Origin of the sequence: Leptolinea tardivitalis (assembly GCF_001050275.1) — a bacterium.
Classification (GTDB): Bacteria; Chloroflexota; Anaerolineae; order Anaerolineales; family Anaerolineaceae; genus Leptolinea; species Leptolinea tardivitalis.
In genome coordinates, this window is the sequence record NZ_BBYA01000003.1 from 20,464 (window position 1) to 34,502 (window position 14,039).

Here is a 14,039-nt window from a genome sequence, read left to right on the forward strand (position 1 = left end):
TAGAAAGAAGGTGGATGCATGTCACTCTCGCGCCGATTACCATTCCGGATATTCAGTTTCCTTCTATTGATATTTATCGCCTGCGGGTTCTTTATGGCGCCAGCGGCGTCGCCCGTGAAGGCGCAGGATGCCGCCCCGACCCCCGTTCCGACAATCCTCCCGCCGGGTGAAGAAGCGGCGCCGCCTGCACCGGCAGCCCAGCCGGCTGCGGCTCCTCGGTTTAAACCCTATACAGACATTGTGCTGGATTACATCAAAATGACCGGCCGTGATGAAGGCTGGGCGATCACCGGTCAGACCGTGTTGACCACCGTCAATGCCGGGCTGACCTGGCGGGAAGCCTCGCCGCCCGAACCCATCCCCGATGGGGCCACCGTCAACACGTATGGTGCTTTTCTGGATGCCAAAACCGCCTGGATCATCTACGCCTTCAATGGACAGATCAAGTCTGAGGCCGTGGTCTGGCACACCACCGACGGTGGTCTGACCTGGACGCCCGGTCAGCCGTTGAATCATCAGGTTTTCGGAGACAAATACTGGGCAGAATTCACTGTGCTGGATGCGAAAAACATCTGGCTCATGATCCGCGGGGTTTTTGAGGATGTCGGGTCAAACTATGACCACCGGCTGTATCGCAGCTCAGACGGCGGCCTGACATGGGATTACCTGCCTTCAGACGTCAGCGATAACTACACAGGTATGGCATTTTCCGACCCCGGTTTCGGTCTGCGCACCCAGGAATCGGTAGAACCTTTTGACGGATTGCCGCCGGTTTACGAGATCACCCTGGATGGCGGTGTCACCTGGGCAAAACGTCAGCTTCCAGCACCACCGGATGACCTCGAGTTGTTCAACCGATATGCCTATTGCGAAACCTTTCAGCCGGTGGCGCTTTCTTCCGAGTCATATCGCATGCTGGTGGGCTGTTACGATAATGTCACCCCCCACCAGGCTTATGAGGGCTATTTCTATATGACCAAGAACGACGGCAAGACCTGGTTGTTTGGGAAACTACCGGTCAAAGCCAGGGCAGACTCGGCCCAGCTGGTGTATTTTGATGCCAAACATATTTATCTGCTCGGCCGTGATTCCTTCCAGAGCAGCGATGATGGAATGAAATGGATTTATTTGAAGGTGGTCAATTGGGATGGGCAATTCTCATTTGTTGATCCGCAGCATGGGTGGGCGATTGCACGGATCGACAAGGCGGTTTCCCTCGTCAAAACGACCAATAAAGCGGCCACATGGAAGATTGTCTCACCGCGGATTGTGCGGTAAGGCCAGATAAATCGAAAACAACGTATTATTTCCAAACCCTATGCAGGGGTGAAGCAGGCGGTATGAGTCTATGGGGATATCGCATTTTCGTCTCCGCCTGCTTCGCCCGGGACATGGAATGAAAGTTATTAATTTGAAAATGTGAATTCCGGGGTAATGCCTGCGGTGGAAGCATCCGGGGACTTGATTCGGTTGACAGGCAAAGGCTCCGTCCGGATGCTTCTACCCAGCCGAAGACAATTGGATAACAGGGAATTTTATATGTACATCAAATTTGGGTCTGGTTGACTAATTTTTACCGTAAAAAACTCGTAAAAAACAGCAATTGTAATTAACCACCGGATACTTTATAGTGATGATGTAACCTATTGAGAATAGAGGCCTTTCTTGTACGGAGGAACGTATGAAAAAAACAGGCACTCTTATTCTGGTAGTGTTGTTTTTGTTGTCAGGTTGCAATTCACCATCTGGTAATCAAGAATCAGAAGCCGCATCCACTCCAATCAGCGTTCAAATTCAGCCAACTATCCCTCCCGAACCTACCATTGAAAATACACCGACGGAAATTCCGCCCACAGAGAAGCCTCCAGATCCAACAGAGACCGCAGTACCAGAAATAGTCCATGTGATGTGGCCGGGTTCACCGTTGGGGAATATTAACCAAACGGTGCATGACCAGGTCGATGATAAAACAGCTCCCCAAAAACAGGCGTTTGGGGGCGATGATTTCAAAAATGGGAAATATGAACGTCCGTTTGACACTGACATGAACTACATGCCGTTTGCTGATCTTGTGACGATTCAGCTCAACCGGGCTGATCCTCTCTGGATTTACGTCACTTTCAAGGTAAACGGCCCGCTGACAGACGAAAAGGCACAAAATTTACATTTCCTCGTGGAAATTGATAAAGATCTGGATAGCCGCGGTGATATCCTGGTAGTTTCAGGCCTGCCGAAAAGCACAGAATGGTCTACCGACTCCGTAATGGTCCTCTCGAATCCAGACATCAACGTGGGAGGCACCCTGGTAGTGAGACCGGATCCCAACCTTACTGAAGGCCGCGGGTATTATGAAGAACTCTTCAACAATGGCAAGGGGGATGATCCAGATCTGGCCATGTCAAGATTATCCGAGACAGATCCGTCAATCGTTCTGGTTGCCTTTAAGAACACGCTAACAGGCGGGGAGAAGGGTAAATTCATCTGGCTGCCGTGGACCGATATTGGCATGCTGGATTGGTCACTGTTCGATTTCAACGATCATTTCACCTTCGAGCAGGCTGGATATCCGGTAAAAGACGACATGAAAAATTATCCACTCAAAGCGATCTGGGGAGTGGATAATACCTGCCGGATTCCTTCAGGGTTTACCCCCAACGGCACCATGCCCGGTCTGTGTCCCAATTACGACCCACCACCGTCAAAAGGCCGTTCAGGTGGTCCCAACTGCCATTGGACGTGCTGGGGCACCGTAGCAATGGTTTGCGGTTGTAAATAAGAATATTCATTCGGCGAGGTTCATGAATCAACGAACCTCGCCGAAGATGTAACTCCAATACAAACAAGGGTCTTAGAACTTTCTGATTGTTTTACGTCACAGTGTTTGCTGTGACGGTATGGATAAAAAATCAGGTGAGGAGTTCTAAAGATTTATCAGGAGGAAGAATGAGAAGATCAGGCGCACTTGTAGCGGTCATTGTTCTTTTATTATCCGGATGTAATATCCCTTCAGGGGTTAACGTTGAAGCCGCTTCTGCACCAATCGTCACTGCCACCGTGGTAAAACCGACTATTGAGAATACTCCGACAGAAATTCCACCGGAACCAACCCAAACAGCCATTCCACAAATTGTACATAAAGACATACCGGGGTCTCCCATTGGGAAAATTCTGCAAACTGTTCACGATCAGGTGGATGACCGGACGGCTCCACAGAAGCAGGCGTTTGGGGGTGATGATTTTAAAAATGGAAAATATGAACGCCCGTTTGACACTGACATGAACTACCTACCTCTGACCGATCTGGTTTCTGTACAGCTCAGCCGTGAGGATCCCCTTTGGGTGTACATTTTATACAAAGTCAATACCTCTTTTTCCAGCAACCCGAGCGCTGATACGTATTTCATGATTGAAATTGATACAGATCTTGATAACCGCGGGAATATTCTTATCATCACCGGAATACCGAAGAGTACTGAATGGTCAACAGAATCGGTGAAGGTTTTAACCAATCCAGACTTGAATGTTGGCGGGATTAATGTGGTCAAACCGGATTCCAGCCTTTCCGAAGGACGTGGATATTACGAAGTAGTATTCGATGAGGGAAAGGGTGATGACCCTGATCTGGCCTGGTCGCGTCTATCGAAAGTTGATCCGGCAGTGGCAGAAATAGCCTTTAAAAATACACTGACTGGCGGGGAAAAAGGGAAGTTCATCTGGCTTCCCTGGTCAGATGCGGCGCTGCCTGACGGGTCGTTGTTTGAATTCAATGATCATTTCACTTTTGAACAGGCCGGATATCCATTAAAAGAAGATGCAAAGAATTATCCTCTGAAAGCCCTTTGGGGTGTGGATAATACCTGCCGTATACCTTCTGGCTTTATGCCGACCGGATATATGCCCGGCCTGTGTCCAAATTATGATCCATCTCCATCGAAGGGATCATCATCAAACTGCGTGCCGACCTGTGTTAAAGTAAGCGATAAGATAACAATTTGCACACCATGTTGATATAAATACGAAAGTATCCGGCAGGTATCTTTTCAATCACGATACCTGCCGGCTGGATGTTTTCATCTCTACAGATCACCCGATTTTCTATGGCGAGGATTCTTGAATCAAATTCCCTCGAAAGAGGGGTGTTGTATTTTTATTAGCGTCACAATATGATAAATACAGGTGATCTTTATACCGGGGGAAATGGTTCTGTTAAAAATGAATAGAGAAAGTTCTTGGGAGGTGTCGTATGCAAGTTCGAACCAACCAGATTTTCTTCATTGGCAGCATCCTGTGCCTGTCTATACTGGCATGTCAATTTCTTTCCGCCCCTTCTTCCGCCAGACCTTCTGAAAATCAAGGTGCATCGATTCCCCTGATAGAAGGGATCACCCGATTGTTTGGACAGACGGGCAGCCGGATCAATATTGGCGGGATAGAGCCGCAAGGTTTTGAATTTATCGGCCAGCTGGGTGGAAGCTCGGTGGCAGTGGCAGCCCGGGGTGACACGGTGTACCTTGGCCAAGGACCGCGAGTGGTGGCGCTGGATATTTCCAATCCGGCATCACCCCGCCTGATGGCCGAAAGCCCGGTTCTTCCTGGCCTGGTGATGGGGTTGGCACTGAATGGTAATACCCTCTACGCGGTTGCCCTGTACGGCGGGTTGCACGTGTTGGACATCAGCCAGCCGAATGTCATCAAACCGGCAGGAGCTGTAACCCCAAACCTCCCCGGATGTGACGCAATCACCATTGAAGGGACAACCGCCTATCTGGCATGTAATCCGTCTGGATTGGTGATTGTAGATATTGCCCAGGCGGCCAAACCCTCTATAGTATTTGAAGCGGAGAAGCCCGAAGGGGCTTCGTTTTCGCTGGCACTGATTGACCGACGTATTTACATGGTAAATACATCGGTCAATGAACTTGAAATCTATGATGTTCAGTCTGTGAAGGCACCGAAGAAAGTGGGAAGTCTGCCTTTTTCAGCGTTACCGGAAAGTGGGCATAGCGGTGGTTACATCGAAAGTGTACGTGTTTGTGGAAAGTATTTATGCCTGGCAGCCGGGCAGGATGGGCTGGTCATCCTCGATCTGACAGATCCCGAAGTGCCAGTCATTGCCGGACGGTTGGATACACAAACTTCATCCGGTCTGGTGGTGGATGGAAACCGGGTATATCTGGCCGATGATATGGATGGCATTCATATCATCAGTATTTCTGATCCCTCGCATCCACAGGAAGAAGGACTTTTACCCACGACAGTCGGCGGATGGGAGTTGACGGTTAAAGAACACGGTGAGCGTGGATTGTATGTGGAAGGAGATAGACTTCTAATCACCGATCCAGCGTACGGATTGACCGTGGCAGATATCCGTCAGCCGGCAAGCCCTTCACGGTTGGGGTATTACATGACACCCCTTCCGGATGTGCTGGGCAATATCCGGGTGGAAGGGCAAACAGCCTATGTCACCGGGCGGAACAGTGGTTTCCGAATCGTCGATATTTCTGAACCGGAACATCCCAGAGAACTGGCGTATGACGACGAACGCAAAAATCTGTATCTGCCATATCCCACTGGATTGGAAGTCCGCGGGAAGTATGCCTATATTTCTGACGGCAACTATCCATTTCATGTGGTTGATGTAACCGACCCGGCCAAACCGATTCAGGTGGGAGCGGTCTATGATGAAACTGTTTCAGATGGTGCATTCGACATTGTCTTGAATGGTGATCTGGCTTACCTCTCCGGTTGGGGATTAGACGATGCTTTCTACCCGGGGAAAGGGCTCTGGGTGGTGGATATTTCCAACCCTGCCCGCCCGTCGGCACTCCAGTTTGTTGACGTGGCCAACGAACGCTGGCATCTGGCAATGGGAAAGGGATATTTGTATGCCCTGGATGGAGCGGTGGATGACCATGATCAACCGGAACCCCTGTCACTCCGGGTTTTTGATTTGAAGAATCCGCAAAAACCGGTGGAGGTGAAGTCTATTCCGCTGCCGCAAATTAAACACCTGTCTCCGTCCGGTATATATCTGGACGGAGATTGGTTGTATATCAGTGTACCCATGAGCGGTGTATTGACCTTTGATATTTCCAGACCGGATGATCCCCGTCAATCCGGCCTGATTCCGGTGCAGGTGGGCATGACGGATATTTACAAGGATGGTTCATACCTGTTCCTGGGAGGAACAACGGTTTACGATATTTCTTCTCCAGAAAAACCAGGCTTTGCCGGAACAACCGGCAACCTGCAAGCCTGGGATCTGGCGGTGGAAAAGGATATGGTGTATGTGGTCACCACATTCCAGGGAATGTATATCTACCGGTTCAAACCGGAAAAATGATGAAACAAAATTCTTCCGATAGACTTGTCTCTCTTTAAAAATTGTGATAACGTTATTTGATTTCGTTATTCAGGATCACCTCACCCGTTCATCCATTTCTATTCAACCATGAAGAAAGAAGAGGCAGCTATGGGAGATAAAAGTCCGAAAGATAAAGAAAAACGAAAGAAGAAGAAAGCAGGGAAAACGACCGCAGCCTGATCTGTTTTCTCACAGCAACACAAATTAAACCGACACCCGGAAGGAAATCCCGGGTGTCGGTTATTTAATTCAAAATAGAGGTCAATTCTTGGGTTTCATTCCCCAGACTCGGATGGTGCCGTCGTAGCTGGAGGAATAGAGTACCTTTCCATCCGGTGAAAAAACCAGACCGGTGATTTCATCCACGTGGCCCTGGAGCAGCAGTCCTTTTTCGCCGGTCGAAATATCCACATACTGGATATCCCCGTTGTCATGTCCAAGAACCAGAGAATTACCATCCGGAGAAAACACCATGACGGTGATTTCAGGAGAATAGACATTGATGTACCAGGGTTTAATTTCAATTTTCTTTATCTCTGATATATCTGATGGATTTGTGATATCGTCTACTCTTAAAAGATATTGACTGATATCGAGAGAGGCTATTCGTGTGCCATCGGGTGAAAGAGCGATCATGTCACTATCATCGACAATGGTGCCAGTATTTTTTCCTGTATCAATTGACCAGAATTCAATCCAGGTGGAACCATTTGATTTTATCGAACAGGCAGCCAGACCGGTATTACTGATGGATAATGAACTGCACGGAAAACCTGATTGATCGTTTAAAACCATGTTCTTAAAATTGATTGAAGAACCGGCTGCGCCATTTGCAGATAGATCTTCAACATTGGCCGCCAGGATATTTAGCTGTTCAGTTTCACCAAAAGCCAAACCCACCTTTCTTGTATCAGGTGAGGAGGCTTCAATGGCATGGGATCCGGTAAACGGGAGAATGGACAAAGCCACCTGTTTGCCATTATCCGGCCGGATCCAACTGAGATAGGAATTGTTTCCGGAAATCAATAGAGAGGACGAAACATTCCGGGCACTTTCAGAAAAAAACGGACTGCGGGTATCTGCCAGTATGAGGTTGTTTGGATAATTATAGGTATCTTTAATGAGGATCGACCCAACAGGATTGGGATCAACAAAAAAAGCGGAATTTTCTGTCTGGTTCAGGATGGAATACTTGTTGATCGACGGTTCGCCGATATTATCAGTATGTTGAAAAGATAGAAAAGTACTTCCATCCGGTGAGAAATAGGCTTTTTTGGCGACACTGGAAGCGCGGGGAATGTTATGGACCATCTTCCATGTGGATGTGTCCCACCAGCTTATACCTGAAAAGGATGTTGTAACCAGCCATCGGCTGTCTGGACTGAATTGAATGGAAAAATAAACGTAGTAATTTTCATAGGGAAGGCAGGGAAGACTGCTGCGCGTTTTCAGAACCAACGGGCAAACCTGCCAATTATTGGTAATCACTGCGGCAAAATTATTATCCGGGCTTATTTCCACCTGGCGGTAGAGCGGTCTCTTGTTAACCGGAGGGTTCAATTCAATCTGAGCCGGGATGGTGAATTTCGACTTTCCCGTCTTAATGTCTATGAATTCAATTTTGTTCAATTCATTTAAGGCAATGATGGAATGGTCTTTTGAAACGGTATATCCATTGAGGTCATCATAGGTGGAATTAAAGGTGTTTTCTTTACTTGTTGTATCGTATTGCATCAACTGATCCCTCGAAATGATGGATACAGTTGAACCGTCTCCTGAAAATACAAGGCTGACGGTTGGATCTCCTGAGGGTGGATTGATATTGCCGGCTGGATTTCCATCTGGCAGGGAAAAGTATTGAATGGTGTAAGAATCTATTAAAATGCAGGCCAGGTATTTGCCATCAGGCGTAAAGGCAAAATGGGGTTTGCCGTAATCATAGTCATTGGGGGGAGTATTGAAGTCATTCAAGGAAAACAGATACTTTTTTGTGGAAAGGTCATACACGTTTCCGCCCCGGTCAGAGGGCGCGGCAGCCAGATAACGGCCATCGGGAGAAATATCCAGGTACTTTCCGGCAAGGTTTTTGTCATTAAAATACGCCGCTTCCTGCATGGTTGCCAGATCGTACAGGTAAACGCCGGAGGTCATTCCCAGAACGATATACCGGTTATCCGGAGTAATTTGCATCTGATAAATCGTCCCCTTACCCCAGCGTGCCAGTTCTACGGGATATCCCCTGGTTGTATCCCCGATTTTTAGGGAGGTTTCCGGAATAGGTGTACCGATACCGACTGGAAGGGATAACGTTGGTGTGGGTGTAGGAGCCGGTGTTTCCGTAGAGACCGGCGGGGTTGCCTGAATGGGAGTATTCGTAAACCCTGTAACGGGCGCAGGAGTTGGCTGTTGGGGGCTGCCAGTGCAGGAGGCAATCAGGACGGGAAGTAGCAAAAGATGAAAAAAAAGTGGAAATCTTCTATGTTTCGGCGCCATTTTTCCAGGGGTCATTATAGGTAATCCCATTTTTATGTAGTATGGATGGATTGAATTTTACATGAAAGAGGAAAAAGGATTGCAAATCCCCCTCATGGCTGATCGTGAAAATGGGGAAGGTGTATTGTGTTGTGCACCTTCCCCATCAAAAGAACTAGGCGGGAAGTTTTTCCAGTTCAGAAACCAGCCCATCGATCACGTCGAAGCCACCCTGCCAGAAGGATGCCTGGCGCATGTCAATACCGGCTGTCTTGAGGATCTGGTCTGGTGATTGCGAACCGCCAGTCTCAAGGATTTTCAAGTAACGCGGTTTGAAGGCTTCCCCTTCTTTTCTATATTGCTGATAGAATGATAATACCAGCAGCTGCCCGAAACTGTAGGCATACACATAGAAGGGCACGTTGTAGATATGCGGAATGGATACCCATTCATATTTGAATTCATCGCTGACTTCCACAGAATCACCGAATTGCGTTTTCAGATTGGCCAGGTATCCGGTGCAGAGTTCATCCACTGACGCACCGGCAGAGATCATTTCATGGGCTTCTTTTTCGAAAATGGCAAAGTAAGCCTGACGCAGAATGGTGGCGTAGGCATCATCCACCTGCCGGAAAAGCAGATCGCGGCGTACAGATTCATTGGTTTCATTTTTCAACAGGTGGTCAACCAGCAGCATTTCACCAAAAGTACTGGCGGTTTCAGCCAGCGGCAGGCAGGCATGGAAGGTCAAAATACTGTGTTTGGATGCCAGCATCGAATGGACGGCATGGCCCAGTTCGTGGGCCAGGGTTGCCACATCTTCTGCTTTGCCCTGGAAACTTTGCAGCACCCAGGGAGTCAACTTTGGAAGTGCCGTCAGGCAGAAGGCGCCTCCCTGTTTTCCCCGGCGAACTTCGCTATCCAGATGATCTTCCGCCAGAACACGCTCCGCCAGTTCGGCGATTTTCGGGTTAAAGGCGCTGTACGCATCCATCACCAGATGGACGGCCTGATCAAAGGAGTATTTTTTATCAGATTTAGCCACAGGGGCATACACGTCATACCGGCGCAATTTCTGGATGCCAAGCCAGCGGGCTTTCAATTTGAAATACCGTTGGAAAATAACGGCGTTTTTCTCAGCGGCTGCCAGCAGGGTTTCCACCGCTTCATCCGGTATATCATTGGCCAGATTCCGGACGGCAATCGGACTGACGAATTTCCGCAGGCCAAGCTGCTCATTGTGCCAATCACGCACAAGATTCTGGTAGATGAGACCCAGGATCGGGGCATCTTGCCCGTACACCCGGTATAGTTCCTGGTAAGCCTGCCGGCGGATGTCGGGATCGGCTTCGCGCATATAGACGGCAAGTTCTCCGCGTGTCATGGTTTTGGTTTCACCATTCACCGTCAGATCAAAGGTATAACGGTTGGTGATGGTGTCGTAGAGAGTATTTAATGCATTTGAACCGGTTACATCTTTAAGGTTAATTATCTTTTCTTCTGGTTCGGTGAGGGTATATTTCTTGAAATGACGCATCTCTTCAAGCCAGTACCGGTTATCACCAGCACAAGCCATCAGTTTCTCGGCATGGGTGTCATCCAGATCTTTCCACCACAGACTGAAGAACATGGTACGGTTGGTCAGTTCCGCCATAAATTGCTGAATGCGTGCCAGTAAAGCCAGGGCATTCTGATCCTGTGTATCGGCGGCAAATAAGAGGTTGGCATAACTGAAGAGTACGTTGGCTTTATTGGTCATTTCTTCCTGCTGTGCCACCAGATTCAAGAAGGCTTCATCTGAAATGGAGGCTTTCAGGAGTGGACGGGTAGTTTCGAAATCTGCCGCCATTTTTTCCAGTGATGCAAACAGCTCATCCAACTCTTCTTTAGAACCAGTCGGAAGCAGATCATTTAAAGACCAGGCTTTTTGTGTATACGTTTGGGTTTTACTCATCAGATTCAGTCTCCTGAGAGGATAAGATTTGCTGACGCAGTTTATCAATAGGATGGCGCTGATGGTCACTGGCATCGTAATAATACCAATCTGTCCATCCATTGGCCTGCCGGTCTTGAAGTTGACTGGCTACTTTGTGAATGGATCCGATCAGTCCATCTACAGCCAGTTTACCCTGAGGGGTAATGACTGCCTGTATGGCTGAATCAGGTCCAAGATAGAGAATATCACCGGGATGCAGGTATCCATATTCTAGCAGGGTGCCAAAGGGCAGACGAATTCTCTGTCGAAGGTCTGGTTTCTCAGAACTGGATATCCCATCCGAATCCGGGTGAACACAACTTAACCGTTTACGGGCTGCCTCAATGTAGACCGGTTCTTTTTCGATGCCGATCCAATGCCGGCCAAGCCGGATGGCGGCTTCACCGGTTGTGCCGGTGCCGAAAAACGGGTCGAGTACCACGTCACCGGGACGGGTGCTGGCGGCCAGAATGCGGTAAAGAAGGGCAGCGGGTTTCTGGGTAGGATGAAGTTTTACGCCATTAGACCGCAATCGTTCCCGGCCGACGCACAGGGGAAGATACCAATCACTGCGCATCTGCAGGTCATCGTTTATGGAGCGCATGGTCTGGTGGTTGAAGGTGTAACGTGCTCCGCGTTCTTTTTGTGCCCACAAAAGGGTTTCATGCGCGTTGGTGAACCGCACTCCCCTGAAATTTGGCATGGGGTTTGACTTGATCCATACCACATCATTCAGAATCCAGAAATCCAGGTCTTGCAGGATGGCGCCGACCCGGTAAATATTATGGTAACTGCCAATCACCCACAGGGTTCCCTCTGGTTTTAAGACGCGCCGACAGGCAGACAGCCAGGCGCGGGTGAAAGCGTCATATTCGCTGAAGCTGGTGAATCGATCCCAATGTGCATTTACGGCATCAACCAGCGAGTTATCCGGTCGGCGGAGTTCGTTCTGCAGTTGCAGGTTATACGGTGGATCAGCAAAAATCAGGTCAACCGATTCTGCCGGCAGACTGGCCAGAAGTTCGATGCAATCGCCTTCCAAAATCTGGTCAAGTGGCAGGTCGGCAGGCATGCAGGTGGGTTAACCTTCCTGAATCAAATTTTTCACCTGGGGATACAGGTGTTTGTTGGTGGCAATGATACTGATGGGTTTGGTCAGGTAATCGGTGGCGCCGTCAAATTTGGTGACCACACCCCCGGCTTCCAACACGGTGAGAATTCCGGCGGCAATATCGTACGGCCGCAACTGGATTTCAAAATAGATGTCCATTCGGCCAGCCGCCACATAACACAGATCCAAAGCGGCAGAACCCAGCCGTCGGCAGGCCTGAGCATTCAGGCTGAATCGTTTGTACAGCTCCAACCCGCGCTGCATCTCAGGTGACTTCTGGTCGTAAGGAAAGCCGGTTACACTGAGGCTGCGGATCAGTTCTGTGGATCCGGCTACTTTCATTGGCCGGTCATTCAGCCAGGCGCCCTTCCCCTTTTCTGCGCTGAACAATTCATCACGGAGTGGATCGTACACGGCAGCCAGTTTTATATCATCGTTTTCAGCATACGCAATGGATACACAAAAGATCGGAATACCGTGAGAGAAATTGACGGTACCATCAAGCGGATCGATATACCAGCACGAGCCGTTGGTTCCTTTATGTAGACCGGACTCTTCTGCCACAATGGCATGGTCAGGATAATGGGATTGGATCGTGGAAACGAGATATTCCTCAGAGAGTTTATCAACCTCGGTTACCGGGTCCGTGAGACCTTTCATTTCGATTTGATGGACTTTTCCGTATCCGGCGCGCAGGATTTCGCCGGATTTCAAGGCCATGGTTTTCAGTTCTTCAATGGTTGGAGACATATCACACAATTACTTTCTATCAATAATAATTTTGTTTCAGGTTGTTCTGTTGATTGTAGTCGCCCTGAAGGGATGCCGCAAGGCATCGAAAAAGTATCGGTCTGTCAGTTGGTGTGTAATGATCTTTCTGAATCCATAAAAGGAACAGAATGTGATCAAGGAATCGAAAGTGGCAGAATGATTATTAGATTTTATTGCATCTAAAAAAGATCAAAAACTCAACCTTCTCGGGTATCCCATTCCCCCCAGGTTGACAGTTTTCGGATCATCTGTCCATATACCGGGCTGCTTTTTTCCGCATTTCGGGCAGGTTCCCTGGGCAGTAATCGTATATTCACCAATTGTATATCCCCGGCGTTGGATCAACCGGGTGCTGCAAAACGGACAAAAGGTATCTTCCAGCGATTTGACCCGCCCCGGGAGATTTCCGGCATATACATAATGCAGGCCGGCTTCCTGCCCGATTTCGGCTGCACGAGTGAGCGCATCCACCGATGTCGGCTCGCGGTCCAACATCCGGTAATCCGGGTGGAAAGCTGTGACATGCCAGGGTATATCGGCAGAGACAGAAGTAAGAAAGCGGGCGGCTTCCCACAATTCTTCATTTGAGTCGTTGTATCCGGGAATCACCAGTGTGACGACCTCCACCCAGAAACCCATGTCATGTGCTTTCTGTATGGTGTCTAAAATATTCTGAAGTTTCCCGCCCAGCTCTCGGTAGTTCTTTTCTTGCATTGATTTCAAGTCTATCTTATACGCAGACAGGTACGGTTTTAATAATTCAAGCGATTGAATAGTGGCATTGCCGTTAGAAATGAACACGCACTTCAACCCAGCCTTGACAGCCAGCTTGAAAACATCGACAGCCCATTCGGTTGTGATCAGCGGTTCATTATAGGAAGAGGCAATGATCTGTGCTCCGTTGCGAACGGCATAAGCTACCAGTTCTTCAGGATTTACCTGTTCGATGGTATTAACTGACCGGGTAGCCCGGTCATCTCGAAGCACCTGGCTTGAAAGCCAGTTCTGGCAAAAACTGCAATGGAAATCACATCCCAGCATACCGAATGTCAGGGCATGGCTTCCCGGCAGTACATGGTTGAACGGTTTCTTTTCAATCGGGTCAATCTGAGCCCCGGCGACATATCCCCAGGGAGCCATGAGGGTTCCGTCCTGGTTGAAGCGAACCTGGCAGATTCCACGCTGCCCCGGCCGGATATGACAGTGGTTGGCACAGGCCAGGCAATAGACACTTCCCCCGTCTCCTGGTTCAACCAGAACGGCGGGTTTTGTCAGTCTATCGAGAGTCTCTACAAAAGCAGTCATCATATTTATTATAGCTATCAGAATTGTCAACAACATATTCG

General features: G+C 48.9%; 9 protein-coding genes. 4 read left to right on the plus strand and 5 right to left on the minus strand.

All coding sequences use genetic code 11. From position 1 onward, the window contains the following. Window positions 1–18 precede the first annotated feature (18 nt). The 4 genes from LTAR_RS02755 (at window position 19) to LTAR_RS02770 (ending at window position 6,343) form a co-directional block, all read left to right on the plus strand. A complete protein-coding gene (locus tag LTAR_RS02755; protein WP_062420643.1) occupies window positions 19–1,278 on the plus strand; it encodes a hypothetical protein in 1,260 nt (419 codons plus the stop codon). Between the two features lie 403 nt (window positions 1,279–1,681). Beyond that, window positions 1,682–2,776 carry a hypothetical protein gene (locus tag LTAR_RS02760; protein WP_062420644.1) on the plus strand — a complete coding sequence of 365 codons (1,095 nt, stop codon included), beginning with the start codon at window positions 1,682–1,684 and terminating at the stop codon, window positions 2,774–2,776. Window positions 2,777–2,943: 167 nt separating this feature from the next. Beyond that, a complete protein-coding gene (locus tag LTAR_RS02765) occupies window positions 2,944–4,008 on the plus strand; it encodes a hypothetical protein (protein WP_062420645.1) in 1,065 nt (354 codons plus the stop codon). A 235-nt stretch (window positions 4,009–4,243) separates the two neighbouring features. Next, complete coding sequence (locus tag LTAR_RS02770) at window positions 4,244–6,343, plus strand: LVIVD repeat-containing protein (protein ID WP_062420646.1); 2,100 nt, start codon at window positions 4,244–4,246, stop codon at window positions 6,341–6,343. A 282-nt stretch (window positions 6,344–6,625) separates the two neighbouring features. Here the strand turns inward: LTAR_RS02770 and LTAR_RS02775 are convergent, their stop codons facing one another. The 5 genes from LTAR_RS02775 to amrS form a co-directional block, all read right to left on the minus strand. After that, complete coding sequence (locus LTAR_RS02775) at window positions 6,626–8,872, minus strand: WD40 repeat domain-containing protein (RefSeq protein ID WP_062420647.1); 2,247 nt, start codon at window positions 8,870–8,872, stop codon at window positions 6,626–6,628. Window positions 8,873–9,011: 139 nt separating this feature from the next. Beyond that, complete coding sequence (locus LTAR_RS02780; protein WP_062420648.1) at window positions 9,012–10,790, minus strand: M3 family oligoendopeptidase; 1,779 nt, start codon at window positions 10,788–10,790, stop codon at window positions 9,012–9,014. After that, window positions 10,783–11,883 carry a site-specific DNA-methyltransferase gene (locus LTAR_RS02785; RefSeq protein WP_062420649.1) on the minus strand — a complete coding sequence of 367 codons (1,101 nt, stop codon included), beginning with the start codon at window positions 11,881–11,883 and terminating at the stop codon, window positions 10,783–10,785. Before LTAR_RS02785 ends, LTAR_RS02780 begins: the two co-directional genes overlap by 8 nt. Before the next feature lie 9 nt (window positions 11,884–11,892). Further along, window positions 11,893–12,672, minus strand: coding sequence for an inositol monophosphatase family protein (locus LTAR_RS02790; protein ID WP_062420650.1), 780 nt, complete (start codon window positions 12,670–12,672; stop codon window positions 11,893–11,895). 210 nt (window positions 12,673–12,882) lie between these two features. Further along, window positions 12,883–14,001 (minus strand): AmmeMemoRadiSam system radical SAM enzyme, encoded by a 1,119-nt coding sequence (amrS, locus tag LTAR_RS02795; RefSeq protein WP_236686564.1) that lies wholly within the window; start codon window positions 13,999–14,001, stop codon window positions 12,883–12,885. Window positions 14,002–14,039 lie beyond the last annotated feature (38 nt).